This is a genomic window from Streptomyces zaomyceticus, assembly GCF_014656215.1.
In the GTDB taxonomy this organism is placed as follows: domain Bacteria; phylum Actinomycetota; class Actinomycetes; order Streptomycetales; family Streptomycetaceae; genus Streptomyces; species Streptomyces zaomyceticus.
Genome location: NZ_BNBZ01000023.1, coordinates 68,667 through 91,350, shown reverse-complemented (window position 1 = coordinate 91,350; position 22,684 = coordinate 68,667). Strand labels below are relative to the sequence as shown.

General features: G+C 70.1%; 21 protein-coding genes. 9 read left to right on the top strand and 12 right to left on the bottom strand.

What is annotated here, in order from left to right:
* Positions 1-29: 29 nt before the first annotated feature.
* Complete coding sequence (locus IE311_RS26335; RefSeq protein WP_229902170.1) at positions 30-926, top strand: hypothetical protein; 897 nt, start codon at positions 30-32, stop codon at positions 924-926.
* 148 nt (positions 927-1,074) lie between these two features.
* On the opposite strand, the gene IE311_RS26330 is transcribed toward IE311_RS26335, so the two are convergent.
* From IE311_RS26330 to ligD, 7 genes are all read right to left on the bottom strand, one after another.
* A complete protein-coding gene (locus IE311_RS26330) occupies positions 1,075-2,550 on the bottom strand; it encodes a penicillin-binding transpeptidase domain-containing protein (protein ID WP_189834293.1) in 1,476 nt (491 codons plus the stop codon).
* A gap of 61 nt (positions 2,551-2,611) precedes the next feature.
* Positions 2,612-3,991, bottom strand: coding sequence for an FtsW/RodA/SpoVE family cell cycle protein (locus tag IE311_RS26325; RefSeq protein WP_189834292.1), 1,380 nt, complete (start codon positions 3,989-3,991; stop codon positions 2,612-2,614).
* A 215-nt stretch (positions 3,992-4,206) separates the two neighbouring features.
* The gene (locus IE311_RS26320) at positions 4,207-5,481 is read right to left on the bottom strand and encodes a sensor histidine kinase (protein ID WP_189834291.1); all 1,275 of its coding nucleotides are present in this window, start codon (positions 5,479-5,481) and stop codon (positions 4,207-4,209) included.
* Positions 5,478-6,260, bottom strand: coding sequence for a hypothetical protein (locus IE311_RS26315; protein WP_189834290.1), 783 nt, complete (start codon positions 6,258-6,260; stop codon positions 5,478-5,480). The genes IE311_RS26320 and IE311_RS26315 overlap by 4 nt, the downstream gene beginning before the upstream one ends.
* 332 nt (positions 6,261-6,592) lie before the next feature.
* On the bottom strand, positions 6,593-8,713 hold the full coding sequence (locus IE311_RS26310) for a HEAT repeat domain-containing protein (protein WP_189834289.1): 2,121 nt from the start codon (positions 8,711-8,713) through the stop codon (positions 6,593-6,595).
* 1,067 nt (positions 8,714-9,780) lie between these two features.
* Positions 9,781-10,641: an ATP-dependent DNA ligase gene (locus tag IE311_RS26305; RefSeq protein ID WP_189834288.1), complete on the bottom strand. Its 861-nt coding sequence runs from the start codon at positions 10,639-10,641 to the stop codon at positions 9,781-9,783.
* Between the two features lie 149 nt (positions 10,642-10,790).
* Positions 10,791-11,687: a non-homologous end-joining DNA ligase gene (gene ligD, locus IE311_RS26300; RefSeq protein ID WP_189834287.1), complete on the bottom strand. Its 897-nt coding sequence runs from the start codon at positions 11,685-11,687 to the stop codon at positions 10,791-10,793.
* A gap of 59 nt (positions 11,688-11,746) precedes the next feature.
* Here ligD and ku point away from each other — a divergent pair, with 59 nt between their 5' ends.
* A complete protein-coding gene (gene ku / locus IE311_RS26295; RefSeq protein ID WP_189834286.1) occupies positions 11,747-12,781 on the top strand; it encodes a non-homologous end joining protein Ku in 1,035 nt (344 codons plus the stop codon).
* A gap of 140 nt (positions 12,782-12,921) precedes the next feature.
* On the opposite strand, the gene IE311_RS26290 is transcribed toward ku, so the two are convergent.
* Together IE311_RS26290 and IE311_RS26285 are read right to left on the bottom strand one after the other, a co-directional pair.
* Positions 12,922-13,212: an SHOCT domain-containing protein gene (locus IE311_RS26290; protein WP_189834285.1), complete on the bottom strand. Its 291-nt coding sequence runs from the start codon at positions 13,210-13,212 to the stop codon at positions 12,922-12,924.
* A gap of 40 nt (positions 13,213-13,252) precedes the next feature.
* On the bottom strand, positions 13,253-13,696 hold the full coding sequence (locus IE311_RS26285) for a DUF6325 family protein (RefSeq protein ID WP_189834284.1): 444 nt from the start codon (positions 13,694-13,696) through the stop codon (positions 13,253-13,255).
* A 280-nt stretch (positions 13,697-13,976) separates the two neighbouring features.
* Here IE311_RS26285 and IE311_RS26280 point away from each other — a divergent pair, with 280 nt between their 5' ends.
* Entirely contained in the window at positions 13,977-14,321 is a 345-nt protein-coding gene (locus IE311_RS26280) for a hypothetical protein (RefSeq protein ID WP_189834283.1), read from the top strand.
* 1,055 nt (positions 14,322-15,376) lie between these two features.
* Positions 15,377-15,736, top strand: a complete 360-nt coding sequence (locus IE311_RS26275; RefSeq protein WP_189834282.1) for a hypothetical protein — start codon at positions 15,377-15,379, stop codon at positions 15,734-15,736.
* 880 nt (positions 15,737-16,616) lie between these two features.
* Here the strand turns inward: IE311_RS26275 and IE311_RS26270 are convergent.
* Entirely contained in the window at positions 16,617-17,012 is a 396-nt protein-coding gene (locus IE311_RS26270; protein WP_189834281.1) for a hypothetical protein, read from the bottom strand.
* Here IE311_RS26270 and IE311_RS26265 point away from each other — a divergent pair.
* From IE311_RS26265 to IE311_RS26245, 5 genes are all read left to right on the top strand, one after another.
* A complete protein-coding gene (locus IE311_RS26265) occupies positions 17,011-17,484 on the top strand; it encodes a hypothetical protein (protein ID WP_189834280.1) in 474 nt (157 codons plus the stop codon). The genes IE311_RS26270 and IE311_RS26265 overlap by 2 nt on opposite strands.
* A gap of 238 nt (positions 17,485-17,722) precedes the next feature.
* A complete protein-coding gene (locus IE311_RS26260) occupies positions 17,723-18,124 on the top strand; it encodes a DUF5958 family protein (RefSeq protein WP_229902169.1) in 402 nt (133 codons plus the stop codon).
* A gap of 1,123 nt (positions 18,125-19,247) precedes the next feature.
* The gene (locus tag IE311_RS26255; protein WP_189834279.1) at positions 19,248-20,174 is read left to right on the top strand and encodes a hypothetical protein; all 927 of its coding nucleotides are present in this window, start codon (positions 19,248-19,250) and stop codon (positions 20,172-20,174) included.
* A 58-nt stretch (positions 20,175-20,232) separates the two neighbouring features.
* Complete coding sequence (locus IE311_RS26250) at positions 20,233-20,679, top strand: GntR family transcriptional regulator (RefSeq protein WP_189834329.1); 447 nt, start codon at positions 20,233-20,235, stop codon at positions 20,677-20,679.
* Positions 20,680-20,690: 11 nt separating this feature from the next.
* Positions 20,691-21,260, top strand: coding sequence for an HD domain-containing protein (locus tag IE311_RS26245; RefSeq protein WP_189834278.1), 570 nt, complete (start codon positions 20,691-20,693; stop codon positions 21,258-21,260).
* On the opposite strand, the gene IE311_RS26240 is transcribed toward IE311_RS26245, so the two are convergent.
* Both IE311_RS26240 and IE311_RS26235 read right to left on the bottom strand, forming a co-directional pair.
* A complete protein-coding gene (locus IE311_RS26240; protein ID WP_189834277.1) occupies positions 21,248-21,721 on the bottom strand; it encodes an NUDIX hydrolase in 474 nt (157 codons plus the stop codon). The two genes, IE311_RS26245 and IE311_RS26240, sit on opposite strands and share 13 nt — an antisense overlap.
* Positions 21,718-22,488 carry a helix-turn-helix domain-containing protein gene (locus tag IE311_RS26235; RefSeq protein WP_189834276.1) on the bottom strand — a complete coding sequence of 257 codons (771 nt, stop codon included), beginning with the start codon at positions 22,486-22,488 and terminating at the stop codon, positions 21,718-21,720. The genes IE311_RS26240 and IE311_RS26235 overlap by 4 nt, the downstream gene beginning before the upstream one ends.
* Positions 22,489-22,684: the final 196 nt, after the last annotated feature.

The following is a 22,684-nucleotide window of genomic DNA, read 5'->3' as shown; positions in this document are numbered from 1 at the left end:
TGTCAGAGGGGTGACGTAGCGTGACCGTCATGAGCATGCCGCCCTCGCCGAACCTTCCGCCCCAGCCCCCTCGGCCGCCGCACGGCCCGTACGGCGGACCCGTGCCGCCCCCGCAGCAGCCCGGCGCGTTCGGTGCTCCGCGGAACCACTGGCCGCAGAACCACCCCCAGCAGGGCGTTCCGCCGCAGTACCCGGGTCCTGGGACGGGCCCGGGGCCGGGCGTCGGCGGCTGGGGGCAGCCGCCCATGGGGCCCCCGCCGAAGAAGAAGATGTCGACCGGGGCGATCGTCGCCATCGTCGTCGGATCCCTGGCCCTCGTCGGCGGTCTCGGCTACGCGGTGAAGGCCGGCTTCGACAGCATCACCGGCGGCTTCCCCGAGGCGACGCACCGGCTCGTCGTCCCCAAGACCCTCCTCGCAGGGAAGTACGACCTGGTCTCCGACCTCTCCGAGACCCAGGGCAAGGAGATCGAGGACACCCCCGACCTGAGCGTGAAGGACGCCAGGGCGGCGGTCGGGCAGTACAGCGGCGAGGACGGGGCCGTCCTCGTCCTCTCCGGAATGTACGGGCGCATCAAGAACCCCGAGGACGCCCGCTCGTCCATCCTCAGGGGCGCCGCGACGGACAAGGGCTCCACGCTCGTCGTCCGGCCCCGGAAGTTCACCCCCGCCGGGTACGGCGTGACCATCAGCTGTCAGGTCACCCGGTCCAAGGACGCCCTCGGTACGACCACGCTCCCCATGTGTGCCTGGGGCGACGACAGCACGGCGGCCGCCGTGGCGCTGGTCACCGCCGAATCGTCCACCGGCGACCCGAAGGACATCGATCTGGCCGCACTCGCCGAGACCACGGCCAAGATCCGCGCGGAGGTCCGGCAGCCGCTCGGCAAGCAGGCGGGTGAGCCGACCGGCAAGCCGACCGGCTGAGGCCCACGGGCGGCGCCCGGCACCGCCGACGGCGCCGTCCCGAAACGCGGTGCCGTCCCGACACTCGGCGCCGTCCGCCGACACCCGACGCCGTCACCCGTCAGCCGGCAACCATCCCCCGGTTCCATCCCTCCCCGCACCCTCCGGGCTACCGCCGCGCCTCCGCCTCCAGTCGCAGCGCCTCCTCCATCACGGCCTTCGCGATCGGGGCGGCGCTGCCGCCCCCGCTGATGTCCGTACGGGCCGCCTCCGCGTCCTCCACGACCACCGCGACCGCGACGGCCGGCTGGGCCGCGTCCTCGGCCTGCGCCCAGGCGATGAACCAGGCGTACGGGGTGCCGGTGTTGCCGAAGCCGTGCTGGGCCGTGCCCGTCTTGCCGCCGACCCGTGCGCCGGGGATGGCCGCGTTCGTGCCCGTGCCGTCCTCGACCGCCTTCACCATCAGACGCTGGAGCTGCATGGCGGTCGAGGGGTTCATCGCCTGCCGGTAACTGCGGCGGCCCGTACGGTCGACGGTCGTTCCGCCCGAGGTCGTCGTGCGGTCGACGAGATACGGGTGGGCGATCTCCCCGTTGTTGGCCACGGCCGACGCCACCATCGCCATCTGGAGCGGCGTCGCCGTCGTGTCGAACTGCCCGATCGACGACAGCGCCAGCTGGTCCGGGCTCATCTCCCGGTCGAAGTTGGACTTCGCCACCCAGGACGGCACCCGGAGCCCCGTGTCGTTGAAGCCGAACTTCTCCACCGCGTCGACCATCCCGTCCAGACCGACCTCCACCCCGAGGCCGGCCATCACCGTGTTGCACGACCACTGGATCGCGTACGCGAGGGACGCGTCGCCGCAGCCGGTCGCCTCGTTCGGCAGCACCTGGCGGGTGCCGGGCAGGACGAACGGGTCCGGGGTGTCCGTGGGCGCGTCCACGTCCCGTACCGCCCCCGCGTCGAGCGCGGCCGCGGCGGTCACGATCTTGAACGTGGAGCCCGGAGGGTAGGTCTGCCGCAGCGCCCGGTTCAGCATCGGCTGGTTCGGCGAGGTGTTGAGCCGCTCCCAGGCGTCCTTGACCTTCCGGCCCGTGCCGGAGAGGACCCCGGGGTCGTACGAGGGCGAGCTGACGAGCGCCAGGATCCGGCCGCTGTGCGGCTCCACCGCGACGACCGCGCCGCGCTTCCCGTCGAGACCCCGGAAGGCGGCCTGCTGCATCGAGGAGCGGATCGTCGTCACGACGTCACCGCCAGGCTGCCGGCCGCGGGTGAGGTCGTTCCAGAGGGGCAGCGGCGCCAGCATCGGTTCGGTGCCGGCCAGGATCGCGTCCTCGGCGTGCTCGACGAGGGTCGTGCCGTAGGTCTGCGAGGCGTAGCCGGTCAGCGGCGCGTACAACGGTCCCTGGGGGTAGGTCCGTTCCCAGCGGAGCTGCTGCCCGCTGTCGCGGGATCCCGTCACCGGCTTCCCGTCGACGACGATCGCGCCGCGCGGCTGCGCGTAGCGGTTGATCGCGATCCGCCGGTTGGCCGGATTGTCGTCGAGCGACTCGGCCTCGAGGATCATCACGCGCGCCGAGTTGACGAGAAGTGCCACGAGCAGCACGAGACAGAGCGCGGCGGCCCGCCGGGCGTACCGGATCACGAGGTTCCCTTCGGGGCGTACGGCGGGATCACCTGCGTCCCTCCGGGGGCGTTCGGCCGGATCACGAGGCCCCCTCCTTGACCGGCGCGAGGGTCCCGGTGTCGGCGTCGTCCGGCTGCGGCGCGCGCGCCGAGTCGCTGACCCGGATGAGGAGGGCGACGATCACCCAGTTGGTGACCACCGAGGAACCCCCCTGCGCCAGGAACGGCATCGCCATACCGGTGAGCGGGATCAGCCCCATCACCCCGCCCGCGATCACGAAGACCTGGAGCGCCACGATCGAGGCGAGCCCGATCGCGAGGAGCCGCCCGAAGGGGTCCCGAAGGGAGAGACCGGCGCGGTAGCCGCGGGCGACGAGCAGCGCGTACAGAAGGAAGAGGGCGGTCAGGCCGACGAGCCCCAACTCCTCGCCGGCCGTGGCGAGGATGAAGTCCGACTTGGTGGCGAAGCCGATCAGGACGGAATGGCCCAGGCCGAGTCCCGAGCCGAGCATGCCGCCGGCCGCGAAGGCGAACAGCGACTGCGCGAGCTGTCCCGGCCCGTCTCCCGCGCGGATCGAGGCGAAGGGGTCGAGCCAGTCCTCCACCCTGCTGTGCACATGCGGTTCGAGGGAGCCGACGAGGAAGGCCCCGGCGGAGGCGAGGACGAGCCCGACCGCGATCCAGCCGGTGCGCCCGGTCGCCACGTACAGCATGATCACGAAGAGGCCGAAGAAGAGCAGCGAGGTGCCCAGGTCCCGTTCGAGGACGAGGACGCCGACGCTCAGCAGCCAGATCGCCACGATGGGCCCGAGCACCCGTCCCGTCGGGAACTGGAACTTCCAGATCCGGCGGCCGGTGTAGGCGAGGGCGTTGCGGTTGGCCGCGAGGTACGCGGCGAAGAAGACCGCGAGCAGGATCTTGGCGAACTCGCCCGGCTGGAAGGAGAGACCGCCGAGCCGGATCCAGATCTTGGCGCCGTTCACCGCGGGGAAGAAGATCGGCAGGATCATCAGCGCGAGCGCCGCGGCCACCGACACGTACGCGTACCCCTGGAGGGTGCGATGGTCACGGAGCAGCAGGACCACCACGATGAAGAGCGTCACGCCGAGCGTCGACCAGACCAGCTGTGTCGCCGCCGCCTGGTCGTTCGGCGTCTCCAGGTCGAGCCGGTAGATCAGGACCAGGCCGAGGCCGTTGAGCAGGACCGCGATCGGCAGCAGCAGCGGATCGGCGTACGGGGCGCGGAAGCGGACCGCGAGATGGGCGACGAGCGCGAGCAGACCGAGGCCGGCGCCGTAGCGCACGGCGTCCGGGGGTACGGCGCCGCTGCGGGCGAGTCCGACCTCGGCGTAGCCGTAGACGGAGATGAGGACGGCGCAGACGAGGAGGGAGAGTTCCACGCCGCGGCGCTTCGGGATGCGGACCCCGGGCGGGGGTGCGTCCGTGCGCGGTGCGGTCATGGCCGCAACGTAGCAAGCGGTATGCCCTATGTCCCTTTTGTGTGACGGTGTGCCGTGGAGCACCGTTCCGTACGGCGCGTGGAACGCCGCTCCGAGCCATGTGGGGGGGCACCGTTCCGTGCCTCGCGGCGGACCACCTTCGCGCACCTGCGGGAGAGCGCCGCCACTCGCCCTGTGGCGGAGCGCCGTCACACGCCCCGTCCCGGGACGGCTCCTCAGTCCACCGGCGTCGGGTCCGAGAAGGCCACGTACTCGGGCAGCCGCAGCAGCGCCTCGGCGCCGCCGCCCGCACCCCCGGCGAAGACCAGCTCGGCGCCGATCACCTCCGCCTGTCCCACCGCGATCGTCAGCCCGAGGCCGTGCCCCTTGCCCCCGCTCTCCGTACGGAACCGCTGCGGCCCCGACTCCAGCAGATAGCCGGGATAGCCGGGCCCGTGGTCCCGTACGGACACCACCGGCCCGTCCACGGTCACCACCACCGGCGGGGCCCCGTGCTTGTGCGCGTTGGCGACCAGATTGCCGAGCACCCGCTCCAGGCGCCGCCGGTCCGTCTCCACCGTCGCGTCCCGGACGACCCGCACCTCGGTCTCCGTGCCCGAGGCGCGCACCACCCGCTCCGCGAGCGGGCCGAGCTCGTGCACGGCCAGGTCGACGGTCTCGTTGCGGGCGTCCAGCCGGGAGATCTCCAGGAGGTCCTCGGTGAGACCGCGCATCGCCCGGACCCGGTCCCGTACGAGCTCCGACGGCCGCCCCTCCGGCAGCAGTTCGGCGGCGGCCGAGAGCCCGGTCAGCGGGGTGCGCAGCTCGTGCGCCACATCGGCGGTGAACCGCTGCTCGCTCTGCAGCTTGCTCTGCAGCGAGGACGCCATCGTGTCGAGCGCCCCGGAGACCGTGGCCACCTCGTCCTGGGGACGCGAGGGATCCTTCGTACGGGGGTCGTCGACGCGCGCGTCGAGATCGCCGGCGCTGATCCGGCGGGCGACCTGCGCGGTGAGGTGCAGCCTCCGGGTGACCCGGGTGACGGCGAAGACGCCCACGAGCAGCGTCGCCCCGATCGCGAGGACGGAGGAGCCGAGGATCGAGCGGTCGAGCGCGTCGATCGTCTCGGCGCTCTGGGTGTAGTCGACGCGGACGGCGAGGGCGCGGCCGTCCGCGGGGCCCGCCGCCCACATCGTCGGCCGCCCCCCGACGTCGTCGGCGACGACCGTGCCGCGCTCGCCCCGGACGGCGAGTGCCCGGAGAGATCCCGGGAGTCCCGGCGGGTCGATCCCGGCGAACCGGGGGATCGGCTCGCCCGCCTCGTACAGCCGGGTCACGTCGGTGAGCCGCGCGAGGGCCTTCTCGCGGGAGTCGTTCACGGTCTGCCCGGTCACCGACACATGGACGAGGACGCCGAGCAGCGCGGCGAGGGCGCAGCACATCACCGCGATGAAGACCGCGGCCTTCCAGGTGAGGGTCGCGGTCCAGGCGGGCAGCCGGGGCGCCCTCACGGGCTCGGCTCGAGGGGCAGGGGGAGGGGCGCGGGCCCGTCCGGTGGCGTCGGCGTCGGGGTCGGGCTCACCAGGCGGGGTGCGGGCACCGTCGAGGGCCCGGCGCCGGGGGGCTTCACGCGGACGATCTCGTCGCGGGTGGGGAGCATGCTGTGCTGCTGCTCGTCCCAGGACCAGGCGGTGCGGTACTCGTACCCGGGGATGCCCGCCGAACCCACCCGCATGATCAGGTCCCGGCCGGCCAGCTCCACGCTGATGACCTGGTCGACGGTGGACATGATGCGGGTGAGCCCGCCGTTCTCGGCGAGATAGACCCGGATCCCGACCTGCTGGTCCGGCATCCGGATACCGACGATCAACTCGTCCCGGCCGTTGCCGGTGAGGTCGCGGTAGTACGGCCGCATGACCGGACAGCCGGCGGGCGCGGTGCCGCAGGCCTCGATCGCGTGGGCGGTCTCCTCGTAGAGCCCGTCGCCACCGGAGTACGTGTCGGGGTGGGCGCGCACCTCCGCCTGGACGACCGTCACGGCGTTCAGCGAGCGGACGTCGTTGTCGGGGACGTCGATGCCGGGGACCCGCTGGGTGTCCGACTCCCCGTAGTCGATCGGCGGATTCGTCGCGGGCGGCAGATCGGGCCAGAGCCGCACGGGCCCGACGGCGGTGGGGGTGGTCCCGGCGCTCTGGAGCCCGCCCTCAACGCTGCCGCAGCCGACGAGGCCGCCGAGCGCGAGGGCACACAGGACACCGGCGGCGGCGATCGGCACTCCGCGCGGTCTCACACTGCTCCTCGTTCGGTCGGACGACGGGGCGGGGCCGGTCGGCGCCCACTCCCAGTAGACCTTATTCGGGGAGAAGTCCTTTTTGTCTATGTGGAGGGTTGTCGGGCCCGGGCCCGGGCCCTGGGTGCAGGGCCCTGGGCGCAGGGCCCCGGGGTGACCGGCCTCGGCGTCCTCGGCGCCCTTCACCCGCGCCCACGGGGCGGATCGGCAGGGCGGACGGGCCGGGCGGACCGTTGACGCGGGGCCCGACCCGTGGAACAGACCCACCCCTGGGCCCTGTCGTCGGACTCCCGTCCGCCCCGCGGGCGACGACGGGAGTGTGACGACAGGTCCTAGAACGCGCCCCGCTCCATCCTCGCCAGAGCCGCCCGGCACAAGGTCAGCAGCTTCTCGTCGAGGTGGATGTCATGGCTGCCCGAGGCGCCCTCCCGGGCGTTGTGACGCCGCCGGCGGGTCAGCTCGGTGAGGATCACCAACTGGGCCTCCGACGCCGCGGGCCCCATCTCCGCCAGACACTCGGCGACGTCCACGCGCGCGTGCCGATTCTCCTCCCAGGCCGCGAGCAGCACCGGAAGGGCCGTCGCCGCGTCCCCGGACACCCGCCACAGGGCCGCGGCGCTGCGGACCCGTACCCACAGGTCCCGGGAGGCCAGACCCGGCCGGAGGGCGGGAGCCGTCACGGCCGCGGCCGGGCCGATCTCGCCGAGGGCCTGGGCGGCGGCGCACCAGTCCGCGCCCGAGGCACCCGGCCGCAGCCACCGCTCCAGCGCGGGCAGCACCTCGCCCAGGTCGCCCTCGGCCGCCCACAGGGCACGCGCCGCCGTCGTGGCGACCGCGGCCGATTCGGCGGCCAGGAGTCTTCGCATCTCCGGTACGGCCTCCTGGGCGGCGGGACCGAAGGCCGCCAGCGTCCGCAGGGCGGCCTCCCGCACCCAGTCGCGGCGGTTCGACGGCGCCCCGCGCAGGACCCGAAGGACCTCCGGTACGGCCTGGTTGCCCCGAACCGCCGCCAGGGCGTACAGCAGGGGCGCGGCCCGGTCGTAGAGGCGCTCGTCGAGCTCGACCTCGGCGAGCCTGCGCCGCAGCAGCGGGGCGAGCATCGCGGCCGAGGGCCCCAGGCCGTCCATCGCGTACAGCAGCTCCCGCCGCACCTCGTGCTCCTCCAGGGCGCGGGCGAGCAGCGGGACCGCGCGGGTGTCGCCGGCGCGGGCCAGCGCGAGGAGCGCCCCGTCCCGCCCGGACCGCCCGACGAAGCCGCCCTGACCACCACCGCCGTGCCCGCCACCGCCGCCCGGTCCCACGACCGGGCCGGTGGTGAGGCGGGTCACGAGGGCGTCGGCGGCGGGCGCGCCCAGCTCGAAGAGCCGCTCCAGGAACGAGGTGGCCGCCTCCCGGAGCCGCGGCTCGGGATCGTGGAGCTGCGCCCCGACGAGCCGGACGACCTCCTCGTACCGCCCCCGCCAGATCCGTATCAAACCGCCGCACAGCCAGATCGCGTCCGAACGCTGCCCCCAGTCGGGGCTGCGCAGCTGCGCGACGATCAGCGCGATGCGGTCGTCGACCCGGTCGTCGAGCGCGGCGTGCAGCGTCCGGAGCAGCTCCTCCGTCCAGGGGGCGGGACGCCCGGCGGCATGCTCCTCGAGGAGCTCGCGGACCTGCCCGATGAGAGTCGGCGTGGCGGCCCGCTCGGCTCCGGCGGCGATCGGACCCTGCGCCGAGGTCCGGATCTCCTCGAGGAGCCCCGTCACCCACGGCACGATGTCGTCCGGGATGTCGGCGGGCGCGCAGCGGGCCCGCTGCGCGAGGGCCGCGAGACGGAGTCCCGGGTCCTGCGCGGCGCGGGCGAGCCAGCCGAGCCAGTCGACGGTCTCGGCGCGCAGCGACGCGTGCCGCAGGGCGATCCGCCCGACGGCGGCGACCAGGGCGAGCCGGACCTCGGTGTCCCGCTCGACGGTGAGCCGCTCCCGCAGCAGTCCCAGCACCCGCGCGGGCTCGGGGTGCAGCGAGGCGAGCGCGCAGGGTGCGGCCAGCCGCACCTCGGGGTCCGGGTCCGAGACGAGCCCGAGGAAGACGTCGGCGCCCGCGGCGATGGCGGCCGCGGCCATCGCGTAGTTGGCGGCGGGGATGAACTCCTCGTCCTCCGGGTCGAGTTCGTCCAGTTCCTCGTCGTCGTCGAGCTCGATCCCGCCGATGCTGGTGAGCAGCTCGACGATGCAGCCCCGGTCCTGGACGCCGGGGTCGGCGACGAGTTCGAGGAGGAAGGGGATGCAGGCGAGGGTGGAGTCGTAGACGTCGCCCTGGTGGTGCACGGCCCCGTACATGCCGTCGAGGGCGGTCTCGCGCTCCGCGGGATCGGCGGAGGCGAGTCCGCGGAGCAGCTCCGGCACGTCGTCCGCGGGGCCGTACGCGTGCCCCAACGAGGCCCAGTCGACCTCCTCGATCCCCGTCAGCATTGGCCAGGCCGCCTTCCCCGTGAGCGCTGTAACAGTCAGCAAGTGTGCACCACGGGAAGGGCGGCAAGGCCTTACCGGCGACACCGGACCTGCCAGGAACCCGAGTTGCGGCCTCTTTGCGCCATGTACGGTGCGGAGCAGGGCAGTTGCGCTCAGTGCACGCCCGTGGGGGCCCCGGGGGAGGGGGCGGTGAGGCGAGGAGAGGCCGTTTTCGGGGGCACGGTCGTCGGGGCCGTCCGCCGGATGGTCGAGTCACCGACCGTGCCGGGTGGGGAACTCCCGGGCGAAGGAGACGTCCGGCTCGCGGAAACCGTCGGCGCCGCCCGTGATCACCCGACCGCTGAGCGGGCCGTTGACACCGGCGAGGCGCGGGTCCGAACAGCCCGTCCCGACGACGAGCGGGGAGCGACCACGACCCGGCTCGGACGGTGACGCGCAGGTGAAGCCGCACGGGGCGGCCGGGAGGCAGGGAGGCGCGGGCGTTCGGAGGCCGGCGGGGCAGGGCGTTCCCGGAGCCCGCGTCACCCCCGCCGCTCCCGGACGGTCGGGAGCCGACGGCCGTGGACCGGTGAAGAGCCGACACCGGTCCGGCGGGAGAAGTCCGCGGTACGGCCCGGCGCCCGACCGGCCCACCTCGGTGAGGAACGGGCGGTGGGCGGGTGGCAGGGCGATGCGGCGCCCGGCCTCGACGACGCCGGCCTCCGCGGCGCGGACGCGGGTCCCGAGCCGGAAGGCGCGCCGTTCCCCGCCGAAGGAACGGCTGCGGAGTGGCCGGAACGGTATCCGGGACGGTTTGGCGCCGCAGTCGAGCGGTACGGGGGCCAGGGGGCCCCTTCTCGCGGCGCGGGCACTTCACGGGGAGGCGGGGGCCGCGGGCGGCCGGGCGGGCGCCCGGGCGGCGGCCCCCGATGCGCGGCTCGGGGGCTCGGCGGCTCGGCAGCCCTCGGCGGCCCTCGGCGGCCCCTCACTCCTCAGCCCTGCAGTCCAGCAGCCCAGCAGCCCCCGACCCCCTGGCCCAGCAGCCCTCGGCCCAGCACTCCCCACCCCCACCCCCCACCCCTCACTCCTCAGCCCTCCGACCGGACGCGGACGAACGTCGCGTTCTCCTGCCGCTGCCGCCCCGCGATCTGCCGCAGCTCGACGGGGAGCGGCGGGTCCACCCATCGCACCGGGCCGTGCTCCGGGTCCTGGGCGAGCGGCCCCGCGCGGTCGCCCACCAGAGCGCCGACCTCGCGGGCCTGCGCCGGGGTGAGCCGGGGCGAGGTGGTCACGGTGCGCCCGTCGGGGAGCCGTACGACCAGGGTCCGGGGCCGGTCGGGCGGCCCGAGGACACCGAGCAGGAGCCCGTCACTCGTGTCCATGTGGCGGATTTTGCGCCAGGCCCAGGTGGAACCCGCCCGGTAGGTCGAGTTCAGCGCCTTGGCGACGATCCCCTCGACCCCCGCGTCCCGCAGGTCACGGAACCAGCCGCGCGCGGTCTCCTCGTCCAGCGTGGCGAGCACGCGCTGGAGCGGCGGCTCGGCGTCCAGCAGGGCGGTACCGAGCAGCTCCCACCGGTCACGGAGAGGCAGGCCCCGTACGTCGCGCCCGGGGACGGCGAGGAGATCGAAGGCGATGTACGAGACGGGGACGCCGGTGCGGGTCCGGTCGGCGTGGGAGCGGAGGAGGTCGGTGAAGCTCAGCCGCCCTTCCCGGTACGCGCACAGCTCACCGTCGAGAACGATCCCGACCGGCAACTGGTCCCGCAGGTGCGCGGCGATCTCGGGGAACTCGGGAGCGAGGTCCCGGCGCGAACGCGACTGGAGGACGACCTTCCCGTCGTCGAGGACGAAGGCGAGCGCGCGGAAGCCGTCGAGCTTGAGGGAGTACTGGAGCTCGCGGGGAGGCTCTCGCTGTTCGGGGATCTCGTCGGCGGACCGGGGCCGCATGACGTCGACGGGCGGAAGAACGACGGCCCCGCCCCCAACCCCTCCGGCGCCCCCAAGCCCTCCGGCGCTCCCGGACCCGCCGAGGATCCCCCCGGCCCCGCCCCTTCCCCAAGCCCCACCGGTCCCACCGGTCCCACCCCCAAGCCCCCTCACGGCACACTCCCCGCGAGCTCGGGCGCGAAGAGGGGCGCCAGGAGCTCCCCGTACCGCTCCAGACGTGGCGCGATGTCGTCCATGAGGAGAACCAGGGCATCGGGGTCCGCGTCCGGGCGGGCGCTCTCCTCGACCTCCTCCCAGGTGACGGGCGCGGAGACCGAGGGGAGGGCCCGGGCCCGCAGGGTGTAGGGGGTGGCGGTCGTCTTGGCGGCGGCGTTCTGGCTGTGGTCGACGAAGACCTTCCCGGGCCGCAGGGCCTTGGCCATCCGGTGCACGACGAGATCGGGGAGCGCGGCCTCCGCCTCGACGGCGAGGCGGCGGGCGTACGCCGAGACGTGGGCGGAGGGCGTCGGAGTCACCGGGACGAGCAGGTGCAGCCCCTTGGAGCCGGAGGTCTTGGCGAAGGCGGTGAGGCCGTCCGCCGAGAGCCGCTCGCGCAGGTGCAGGGCGACCCGGCAGCACTCGAGGACGGTCGCGGGAGGCCCGGGGTCGAGGTCGAACACGAGGCGGTCGGCGAGGGCGGGGGAGGAGGCCCGCCACTGGGGCGTGTGGAACTCGACGACGAGGTTCGCGGCCCACATGAGCGAGGGAAGGTCCTCGACCACGACCTGGCGGGCCCGGGGGTCCTCGGAGCGGGGTACGGGGGTGGTCCTCACCCAGGAGGGTGTGCCGGGAGGCGGATTCTTGGTGAAGAACAGCTGCCCGTCGGGACCGTCCGGGTAGCGCAGGAAGGACACCGGGCGATCGCGGAGATGGGGCAGGATCGCGGGCCCGACGGTCGCGTAGTAGTGGAGCAGCTCGCCCTTGGTGGTGCCGGTGACCGGGTGGAGGACCTTCTCCAGGTTGCTGAGGGTGAGGCGCCGCCCCTCCACCTCTGTGAGAGGCGTCATACGATGAGAATCCCACGATTGGCGATAAATCGCCCTGATCCCACCCGGAGGGAAAGAACGTGCGATCCATCTGGAACGGCGCCATATCCTTCGGCCTGGTCAGCATCCCGATCAAATTGGTGAACGCCACGGAGAGCCGGTCCGTCTCCTTCCGCCAGATCCACACCGAGGACGGCGGACGGGTCCGCTACAAGAAGGTGTGCGAGCTGGACGGCGAGGAGGTCCCCCAGGCGGAGATCGGCAAGGCGTACGAGGATGCCGACGGGTCCATGATCCCGATCACCGAGGAGGATCTGGCGACGCTGCCGCTCCCGACGGCGAAGACGATCGAGATCGTCGCGTTCGTACCGGCCGGCGAGATCGACCCGCTCCAGATGGACGCCGCGTACTACCTCTCGGCGAACGGCGTACCCGCGGCGAAGCCGTACACCCTGCTCCGCGAGGCGCTCAAGCGCAGCGAGAAGGTGGCCGTGGCCAAGTACGCCCTCAGGGGGCGGGAACGGCTCGGCATGCTGCGGGTGGTGGACGACGTGATCGCGATGCACGGCCTGCTCTGGCCGGACGAGATCCGCGCGCCGGAGGGCGTGGCGCCGGAGAGCCCGGTGAGCGTACGGGACGCCGAACTCGACCTGGCGGACGCCCTGATGGCCACGCTCGGCGAGGTCGACATCAGCACGCTGCACGACGACTACCGCACGGCGGTCGAGGAGATGATCGCGGCGAAGGCGGAGGGCGGCGAGGGAGTGCCGGCCCCGAGCGCGGGTGAGGAACCGGGAGGCGGCCAGGTCATCGACCTGATGGCGGCGCTGGAGAACAGCGTCCGCGCGGCGAAGGAGGCGCGGGGCGAGGACGCGGTGGTGACCGAGCTCAAGCCGCGCGGGACGCCGAAGGAGACGGGGGGCAAGAAGTCGACGTCGCGCGCGCCCGCGAAGAAGAAGGCGGCTCCGGCCCGCAAGTCGACGTCGACGGCCGGCGCGGGGACGAAGAAGGCGGCGGCGAAGAAGAGCACGGCGAAGTCGACGACGAAGAAGACGGCGGCGAAGAAGACGACGGCGACGGCGAAGAAGACGCCGCCGCGCAAGCGCACGGCGTAACACGCATCCCGCCCTCGCAGCAGGCGGCCCCCGGGTTCTCCGCCCCGGGGGCCCTGCTGCGAGAGGGTGGGGGAGCGGGCGGAGAACGCCGAATCCGCCGCCCCGAGGATCGGGGCGGCGGACACGGCACGGCGTAGGGATCAGCCCTGGAGGATCCTGCGCTTCTGTTCCTCGAACTCGCTCTCGGTGAGAACGCCCTGGTCCTTGAGCTCACCGAGCTGCTTGAGCTGATCGATCTTGCTGGACATGTCGGAGCCCGCGGGAGGGGCGGCGGGTGCGGGCGGCGGGGGCGGAGCCGCGTACTGCGGCTCCTGCGGCTCCTGCTGGGCAGCCCATCGGCCCTGCTGGCGGCGGCTCACTCGGTTCGACACGGCGGTGGCGGTTCCGGCGACGACGGCCGTACGCGCGACCCCGCGGAGAAGGCCTGGCATGGAGATTCCCTTCTGTTCCTCGACTGGGGCCGGCCGACGCTCAGGAAGCGCCGTCGACGCTGTCGAGCGCGGCCAGGATGGCGGGTACGGGGATCCGCCCGGAGGCGACCACCTGGGCACCACCCCGGGCCAGGGCTGCGGCGAAAGGCGCGGCCCAACGGTTCTCGTAGACGAGGATCCCGGCGGAGTTGCCCGGCTGCAGGGCGTTCGCGGCCTCTTCGAGGTCGTCCTCACCGATGAGTCCGGAGGAGGCTCCCTCGAACACGGCCAGGTCGAGCTCGCCGTCACCGGTGAGGTCGGCGATCTCGAGGCCGCTCACGGAGCCGTCCTCCTCCTTCCTGACGAAGGTCAGGTCGAGGATGCGAATGAGGCCACGGTCCACGAGATCGACCAGGAGGGGCAGACCCTCGCCGGTCATTCGGTTGCCGGGGAACTCCACGATCAGATAGTCGATGGGTCCCAGCTCTTCGGCTTCGTCGTTCACGGCGCAACCCCTGATGTCGTGGCTCTCTCAGTGGCTCCATTGCATCACCGGGCGAGTCACCCCGCATGTCGGCCGCCGGCTCCGGCGATACGCCGTCAGAGCAGGGCTCGGGTTCGGTGCGGCGGCTCTCCAGGAAGCCCTGCTCCGGGTCGGCCGAGGGGCGCTGAGGGGTTCTGGGAGCAGTGGCTCAACGGCCGTCAGGAGATCGAGAATCGGCGCGCCGAAGATCCCCGAGAGAACACGAGTGAGCACGGTCGCCCACCTGCCGCATACTCCGGACGTGGACATACCTGACGAGAGGCAGAGGCTCGGTCGACAGTGGATCGACCTGGGCAACAACGTGTGCGGCACGCTCCGCGGCTGCCGTGACGCCTCCGCCGTGGCTGCTCGCTTCGCCGGCGCCGGCTGGAGGGCCCGCTCGTCGTCCTGGCACGGCTACGAGCTGGAGACCAGCTGGTGCCGGATCGAGATCGATCCGACCGACGACGCGGCCGTCCTGCTCAACGGTGTCGTGGACCCTGCCCGCCTCGACGAACTGGGACGTCTTCTCAACGGCTTCGGGCTGCCCCACGAGCTGGAACTGACCGATGAGAACGACGTCCTGGTACGAGAGATCAGAGGGTGATCCACCCCCGACGGCAAGGCCCCCGGAGCCGTCCGGGGGCCTTCGCCGCTCTCCGGACGGACGTGCGCCGATGCGCCGAGACTCCATCCACGAACGGCACACGCCCGCACCTGCAACAAGACCCCGCGCTCAGCGTTTCCGCTGATCACGGGGTCTGTGGGGCAGTCCGTGATCTCCGACCGATCGGTGGCTAGAACTGGCCTGGCCACCATCTGACGTCGGGAGAGTCGGCGGGGATGACCTTGGCACGGGCCAGGATCTTCGAGTCGAGAGCCCTCACGCGTCGTCGCAGCTCGCGGGCCGACTTCGCAGGAAGGGCGTGCAGGACCTCTTCAAGGTGGTCGCGGTAGAGGGAGGGATCGCAGCCGCATTCGCGGATGTCGCATCGGGTTTCGGTGCGCGGACTGGCCAGCCGCCTCAGAGGGCCGTGGGCCAGGGCAGCCCAGTGCCAAAGGGCTCCGGCTGTGGCCTCAGACCAGTAGCGACGCTGATCCAGTCGGCGGATGTCGGCTGCGCAGGCTCCGGACAGGCGGTCGATCGCTGGATAGAGACGTCGGCGGTCGCGGTTCCGTATGGGGATGCCGGCCCGCACGTGAGAGGGGCGCCTACGCGGCATTGCCCTTTCGGTTGTCAGTCATGGGATCAACGTACCGGGCTTAGGCACCGCCTTCTAGACCGACTGGGCGGCTGGTGATCGGTGTCAGGTCGGCACGGACTTCTTGCCCGGGTTCTTGATCCGACCGGGGGCACTGACCGGCTGGCGACCTCTGACCTGCGGTCGAGCGGTCACCCGTTGTCACGCTCGGCCGCCACCGCTCGCCCTTCCACGGCCCGCGGACGGCCCGGAACCCACGCAGTCGCGAGCCCACTCGAAGGGCATCGGCGTGCCCTGCGGAGCCACCCAAGGGCGCGGATAGCCTGCCCGGCAGCCTGTGCACCGCGCGACGAACGAACCGATTTCCGGGTTCGTCAGAACGCTGTAGTGGCTGGAGGGCTGAGGGCACCAGGGTTGCGGTACCTGGCTGCTGTACCGCACGATCCAAACGGGGGTGGTCATGGAACGGCATGTGCTGGAATCACTGTTGATCGGTGATGACGAGGCGTCCGCGACAGCTCTGGCCGCCCTGCGCCGCGGCGCTCCGTACTCGGTGGAAGAGCGGGTGCAGCCCACTGGTGCGCATACCGGCGTCTTCAGCCGCCGACTTCAGCGCATGCGGATGCGTGGATTCGAACCCCCTGGGCTGGCACGAGCGGTGCAGCTCATCAGGGAGCACGACCGGCCCGTGCGCACCGCACTGATCGACCCTGGCAATCGGACACGGTTCACCCTGCTCTTCCTCACCGAGGACGGCAGCGCGCTGGTGGCCTGCGCGAGCTGGCCCCTGCCGCTGGTTGCAAGGAAGCCACCTCCTTAGGAGAGCGGTTGGGCGACTCCGCGGCTGATCTGCGACAGGAAGATGCCTGTGGATGTGCCGTGGACACCCGCCAGTGCCTTCTGTTCCCCGTGCTCTCCTGCTCGTTCTGGCACGGGTGCGGCACGGCCAGAAGCCGATCAGCGGGAGGCCTTGACGGTATGCCCCAGAGCGATGAGCCCGAGCCCAACCACGAACACGGTGGGGCTACCGAACCCAAGGCAGGCGACAAGCACTGCGCCGCTTCCCCAGAGCCTGGGCCGACGGACCCACCCCGCAAGCCTTCGGCTTGGTAGACGTCCGAGGAGCAAGGCATGGATACCAAGAACAACGCCTGTGAGACAGAGCCCGACGACGATGACCATCACCGGGAGCAGCATGGCCGCGAACGACGTCGACACGGTTCCCCCATCCGTACTGCCAAACCCCTGGGCCTTCGACATGGCGCGGGCTGGAACGCCCCGCCTGCGCCGGGGTTCCCCGTCCCAACCGGCGCGGTTGTGGCACGGGAGACGCTGGCCTGTCGGTGTTGAATGCAGGGCGCTTTCAGGTTAGGCGTCGCGCCAGGCCTCGAAGAATCGAGCACGATCGTGTTCACGATCGCAGTGGCCGGCCCCCTGAGCTGCCAGCATGCCAGTGCCTGAGGTCTCGGCGTGGATGGTTTCCAGACCAGTTGGCTCCTCATGGAGCAACCCGCGACCTGGCCCCACGACTTCTTCGTCCCGAAGCAACTCGGGCGGCGGAGCTCCCGTGCGCTGCGGCGCTTCTCATCTGAGCTGGTGGTCCGCAGGAGTTCGTGGGTGTACGCCGCTGTTCGTCGGCGTCGTCACGCAGTTGGACACTCACCCTGAGCACGGCTTGAGCCGGGGCATGGCCGCACTTGTCAGTTCTCCAAGTGGCCGGCCCATGCAGCCTTGATCTGTTCCCCCTGTTCGGCGGTGATGATCTCCGCGTCCAACGCCAGGGTCACGAGGTCAGTGCCAGCCGCCAGCTTGAAGGCGGTGAAGGCATCGTTCATCCGGTCTGAGCTTCGGGGGGTACCGAGATGCCCAGGCTCCAGATCGGCGGGAAGGAAGTTTGCAACCTCCCCGTCATGGCTCTCGAACGCGGCCTTGTCCATCTTCACGTGGACCCGCTTGGTGCCGATGGTGACGACGGTCCCGTGCGACCCATGGTGGATGTCAGCCGCTGATGTCAGCCCCCGCACGCGGTCGTTGCAGGGGGGCGAGGCTGTTGAGCGATCGGGGCTGCCCCGGGCATGGCGGAGGATGGTGCTCATGTGCGCTCTCTTCGACCCCCCTGAGCCTCGCCGTGTCTCGCCGGGCGAGTACCCCGTGTGGGACCAGGCTCTCGCCCTTCTGAACCGGGACCTGGCGGTGACGCTTCCCCAGCTGGAACCCCTGCAGCTGCTGGCCGTTCCGTCCTACGACGCGGATGAGCCGGAGAACGTCTCCGTCGCCATGGCCAACGGCGAGTGGCACGGCAACCACTTGGACCCGACCTCACAGGACAGCCTTGCCTCCGCACTGGCGAGCGTCGCCGATGCCGCGCAGGACACCGTCATGGAGCTTCTGTGGCAGGCGTGGCCCCTGTGCCCCGAGCATGGCCTGGGCATGCATCTGGAGGAGGACACAGAGGAGCGACTGTCCTGGTGGTGCGCGGGAGAACGGTTGCGTCGCGGCCCGGGTCACATCCACGCGGCCGTGGGGGCACTCGACGCTTTGGGAGCGTCGATCCCTACGCGGTCTTGAAAACCGTCGCGGCAGCGATGTCACCGTGAATTCAGATCCCACACCCACCGCCAGGCGAAACGGCCTCTGACCAGGCTCGACGGTCAGGGGCCGTTGACCTGTCCGGTTGCCCTCGTTACCCGACGATCCCCGCAGTTTCCCGCCCGATCGGGCAGGCAAGGGGCATGCGTAGCCCGCAAAACTGTGCTGCTCGCCGGCGCCCACGGGGGTACCGTCGGCCTGGTCGCAAAGGGGGTGGATGGCTGTGCTGTACGCACACGAGGTGATCCTGAACGAACTCGCACAAGGTCTCAGATCGAAGGCTGAGGGGATCGAGTGGTTCGAGGGCCTGTCGGAGGATGACAAGCGCAAGGCCGTGCATGCCCTGGTGCTGTTCTGTGGTCAGGCTCGCGCCCGTGAGGACGATGTGCCTGAGAGCATCGCACGCTCTGGCATTCGCCCCACCCACACGCCCGCGGTCATGCTCGCGAAGTGGCGCTTCGGGATGGCATCCCTTCCGGCGTACGAACTCACGAAGTCGTTTCGCCTGCTAGTCGCCCTCTTCGGCATCGCCGATACTCGCAGGCGGGCGCTGCACTGCGTTGGCGGATGCGGCCATGAGTGGCACAACTTGTCAGCTCAGCCACAAGATCCAACCTAGGGCACTGCCACAGGCGGATACCGAGGACGACCGAACGACGCGCTCATCAGCCACGACGAGACCGGTACCGACGCGGAGCGATCACACCGGCCTCTGCCACTTCGCGGCAGCAACTGCTCCCCGCCCGCCCTTTCCCGGTGGTGCGGTCGCCTCACGCTCCCGCCATCCGTGACGGGAAGGGCACGGCGCCCTGCCCCCCTCGGGCCCGGCAGTCGGCCGGCCATGCGCAAGAGGCCACCCCTCCCTCACTGCTGGCTGTCCTTTGGTCGCCCGTCTTGGCCGCAGTCGGCAGCGCTCGCGGCTCCGCATCCCATGTGACGGCACATGGCTGCACCTACAACAAGACCCCGTTCTCAGCGTTTCCGCTGATCACGGGGTCTGTGTGGCACTTCTTGCGAAGTGCCCCCGGCAGGATTCGAACCTGCGCACACGGCTCCGGAGGGCATGCGCAACTGTGGCACATCGAGCCTCTTGACCTGCAAGAACGGTGCTGGCTGGTGAGCGCGCCAGGGGTTTTACTCGCCACTCACTCGGAGCTATCCGGTCATAATCCCGAAAGTGATCCTTGATTGCTCAGCACTTGGGGTCGGCAAGGGCTGGCGTGTCGACGCTGCGGCACCGCCGGGCGTGACTCACGGAGCCGATTGTGTCGATCAAGTGTTCGAGAAATGGGCCAGTCGTGCGACCCGGAGTCGCGCCGGGCGCAGGGCTTCTGCCGCTCGGGTAGCCCGGTGAGTTCCGCTTCCCTGCCTGGCCTCCCGTAAGGCTGGCCCGGCTGGTGACAGCTGATGCATGCTGTATGCCGAGATCGCGGTTGAGCGGTCACAGAAGTCTCTGCGGCATCTCCAGTGCGGCGATACGTGAGGGGTGGGGCATGGTTCACGGTGGCGAGGATGAGTCAATTGCACGGTGGTCGGCTCGGCGCTGGCAATTGGAGAACGCTCGGAGTTTTGAGGAGTGGCGGCGCTCGGAGGTCAGTGCTTCGCTGAGCAATCTTCGTTCTCTCTGTCGGGCTGTGAATGACACTGTCTGGCAAATAGGGCGAGAGCCTAGCGCTACGGCTAGCCAATTGCGCGCCACTCGAGAGGCATGTAACGATCTAACTTTTGATAGTTCCGCTGAGGTGGCTGCTTATACCTTGCAGCACCTAGCCGATCGATACGGCAGAGTGACACAGGTCCTCGAAGCCCTCTTCGCTGCTGGTAATCTGCCAATACGGCAGCGCGGCCTTACGGTGCTTGAAGTCGGAGCGGGGCCAGCGCCTGCCCTCTATGCCATCCGCGACTTCTATGCTGATCTGATTTCGTGGGCCGCAGCGGCAACGCCAGACGTCAGGATTGCCCCAGTAGTAGTAGCGGACGCGCTAGACCGAGGAAAGGCATGGTCGCATCTGCTTCACAACCTCTCTGAAAATATACTGGTCCGACGCGGTGAAAAGTATTCCCACTCTGGCTCTCTGCCGTTCGCGGTTAGGCATCTGGATCTCAATGGATTCTCCACGATTGCCGAGCATGTTCGGGAGTTGGAACAAGAAGTAGCCCGCATAGTTGACGAGTATGACAGGGGTGACGATTATATTTCTGAAAGTCTTGCGCGCGAGCAAGCGCAGAGTGATGGAGTGCGCCAGCCAAGTGCCTATGACTTGATTGTCACCTGCAACTTTCTGACAAGTAGGGACAGTGTAGAGGCGTTCAAGGTGGAGATTTCGAATCTGGCCAGAAGCCTGACTCCGGGGGGCTTGTTCGTTGCCATTGGGTCATTTGAAGGCAATAAGTACAAGTACATCTGGTCCGAGCTGGAGAAACTGCTCAAGCGAAGCTCTTTGGTTCGCCTTCCTCTCTTTGGTGACCCGGTGCGGGCTAATGGTGATGTTGACTGGGCTCATGCTATTCGAGCACAGCAGGGGGAAATGCTCAGAGAGTTTGAGGCCCAAGGGGTGCTTCCGATTTGTGAGCCGATCTATGGTTCTGATGAGCCGTTTCCTGAATTCAAGGTGCTGGTTTGGAAAAACTCCAATCCGCCGCAGAAGGGGCGTAAGCGCAAGATTTAGCCTTCGGTTTTGTGTCGATCAATGGTGAACCTTGTTCAATTTGCTGAACGGAGTAGGTGTGTCGCAAGCTAGTGCGCGAGGAACGTATTTGATCGTCGCGGCGGCACTCAGATTGGCCATTGAGTCCGGGGAGGGTAGCAGTGCATTGCCTTCGGAAGCCGATCTAATGCGCCAGTTCGGCATTGCCCGGAACACGGTTCGCCGAGCATTGAAGATACTCGAAGCTGAAGGTCGCGTAGAGTCGGCACCGGGTATCGGTTGGCGGATCGCTCAAGGTGGCGACCGCCAGTCTCTCGCGGCCCGCGTGACTTCTGTGATCTCCGAAGACGCACTGACCGTCGGTGATCCGTTTCCCTCGGAGGCCCGGCTCTGTGAACGTTTTAGTGTTTCACGCACTGCTGTTCGTCGCGTTTTGGCACAGATGGAGGGGAACGGCTTGCTTAACACTGTGCAAGGCAGGGGGCGGACTGTGCGGGCTCTCCCCGATTCGGAAGGGCAGTCGTAGCCTTGGCGTCCATGGGGCTTACCGAGTGGGCGTACTCGCTCTCCGAATCGATGTTGTCCGAGCCGTTGCCGCGTCGTTGGGCACACTCCCTCGGCGTCGCCAAGCGGGCTCGGTCTCTGAGCCCGATCCTCGGCGCCGACGCCGAGCTGCTGGAGGCCGCGGCCGTTCTGCACGACGTTGGGTACTCGCCGGCCATTGCGACGACTGGGTTCCACCCGCTCGATGGGGCTTGGTTCCTGCGGGACCAGGAGGGCGCCGATGAGCGTGTGGTGCGGCTCGTGGCGCATCACTCCTGTGCGCTCCTGGAGGCTGAGGAGCGAGGGCTCCGGCATGAGCTTGAGACGGAGTTCGAGCTTGAGCGGCCCGAGCTGGTGGACGCGCTGATCGTCTCCGACATGACGACGACTCCCGACGGTGGGCACACCACCCCGGTCGCCCGGCTGGACGAGATCGTGCAGCGGTACGGGCCGGACACCATCGTGGGGCGGTTCATTCAGCGCGCGGCGCCCGAGATCTACGCCGCCAACGAGCGGGTGGAGCGCCGTATGGCCGCTGCCGCGGCGGACGCTCAGCCGAGGTAGGGCTCCCGTCGCGACTCGTCCAGGCCGTGCCGGATGCGCAGCCTCATGGACGGGTGGATGTCCAGGTCATCGAGGTCCGCCGGGTTCACCCAGCGGACCTCCTTCGATTCGCTGCTCGTACGGAGGGACCCGCCGACCGGGTGGGCTCGGAAGCAGATGGAGAACTGCTGACGGACCTCTCCGTCGTCGTACGCCAGGACGTGGTCTGGGTCCGTGTAGAGGCCGACAATGTTGTCCACCTCCACCTCGATCCCCGTCTCTTCCCGCACCTCCCGGACCGCGGTGCCGCCGATTCGCTCACCGATGTCGTGCCCCCCACCAGGGAGAGCCCACAGGTCGTTGTCGGTCTTGTGGATGAGGAGGAGCCGCCCCTTGTCGTCGCGTACGACGACCGTCACAGACGGCACCACCGAGTTGGCCTTTGGGGCGGCGGGGTCGCGGAAGTAGTCGATACGGCTCATGCGTCCGAGCCTCCCAGGTCGGTGGGTGAGGTGATGGGGCGGGCGCTCTCCCAGACTCGTTCGATGCTCTCGGCGTAAGCGTCAAAGAGCTCGCCGCCGGCCACTCGCTGGATGTGCAGCACCGGCGCCATGTATGCGCCGACGCCGTACAGGTGCCCGTTCGCAAGCATCTGGTCATCGGCGCGATAGAGGGAGTTGTAGAGCGTGGTGGAGTGGAGGCGGAACTCCACGCCGGGGAGTCCGAAGAGTGGCGCATAGTTGACCAGGGCATTTCGGATCTTGCCTGCCATGGCCCCGCCGATCCCCTCGTCGGCTCCGCGCACTGCCACCGCAGCTGAGTCGGGGTCGCCGAGCATGAACCGGACCGGGATGCCGGCGGCCGACTTCTCCTTGACGACCTGGTGGAAGGCCGCGTCCTCGGTGAGCCAGAACCCCGAGTAGACCAAGACGTCGAAGGACCGCTGAGCGCTGGCGTAGAGCTGCGTCCAGAGCCGATTCGGCACGACCGAGCGGTGGGGGTAGAGCTTGATCAGCTCGGCGTTGCCCGCCTCGGTGACCTCTGCGGACGTCCGCTCCTCAGGCCATAAGTAAGACATCTCGCGCTGAAGGAGCGAGGCCGTCGCGTACTTGAATCGGCGGTACGGCTGGCGCTTGGGATCGTTGATCCAGCGCTCGACTGTCTTCGCCGACACCCCGAGCCGCTCGGCGACCTGATCGAGCGTCATGCCGCTCTCGATGATGGCGCCGCGCAGTCGTTCGTTGGCCATGCCGCACTCTCCCACCTGCGGGACGACTTGGGACGACTTCACCGTAGCCAAGTCGTCCCGCAGCCGTACATGTGTGGAGTCCAGCGTCTGCCCTGATCAGGCCAAGCTTGAGGCATCGAGCGGGGCGGGTTCACGACCTCCTTGAAAACCAAGGGACTTGACGACCCCAACCCGCCTCTCCATGATGAGGAACAAG

Excerpts from the sequence above, each read along its gene's own strand:
- IE311_RS26335 (WP_229902170.1), top strand. The coding sequence starts at position 30 with ATGAGCATGCCGCCCTCGCCGAACCTTCCGCCCCAGCCCCCTCGGCCG.
- IE311_RS26310 (WP_189834289.1), bottom strand. The coding sequence starts at position 8,713 with ATGCTGACGGGGATCGAGGAGGTCGACTGGGCCTCGTTGGGGCACGCG.
- IE311_RS26290 (WP_189834285.1), bottom strand. The coding sequence starts at position 13,212 with ATGCCAGGCCTTCTCCGCGGGGTCGCGCGTACGGCCGTCGTCGCCGGA.
- IE311_RS26235 (WP_189834276.1), bottom strand. The coding sequence starts at position 22,488 with ATGGCCAACGAACGACTGCGCGGCGCCATCATCGAGAGCGGCATGACG.
- IE311_RS26305 (WP_189834288.1), bottom strand. The coding sequence starts at position 10,641 with ATGCGGCCCCGGTCCGCCGACGAGATCCCCGAACAGCGAGAGCCTCCC.
- IE311_RS26240 (WP_189834277.1), bottom strand. The coding sequence starts at position 21,721 with ATGAGCCGTATCGACTACTTCCGCGACCCCGCCGCCCCAAAGGCCAAC.
- ligD (WP_189834287.1), bottom strand. The coding sequence starts at position 11,687 with ATGACGCCTCTCACAGAGGTGGAGGGGCGGCGCCTCACCCTCAGCAAC.
- IE311_RS26275 (WP_189834282.1), top strand. The coding sequence starts at position 15,377 with ATGGAACGGCATGTGCTGGAATCACTGTTGATCGGTGATGACGAGGCG.
- IE311_RS26260 (WP_229902169.1), top strand. The coding sequence starts at position 17,723 with ATGGCTGTGCTGTACGCACACGAGGTGATCCTGAACGAACTCGCACAA.
- IE311_RS26270 (WP_189834281.1), bottom strand. The coding sequence starts at position 17,012 with ATGAGCACCATCCTCCGCCATGCCCGGGGCAGCCCCGATCGCTCAACA.
- IE311_RS26325 (WP_189834292.1), bottom strand. The coding sequence starts at position 3,991 with ATGACCGCACCGCGCACGGACGCACCCCCGCCCGGGGTCCGCATCCCG.
- IE311_RS26265 (WP_189834280.1), top strand. The coding sequence starts at position 17,011 with ATGTGCGCTCTCTTCGACCCCCCTGAGCCTCGCCGTGTCTCGCCGGGC.
- IE311_RS26245 (WP_189834278.1), top strand. The coding sequence starts at position 20,691 with ATGGGGCTTACCGAGTGGGCGTACTCGCTCTCCGAATCGATGTTGTCC.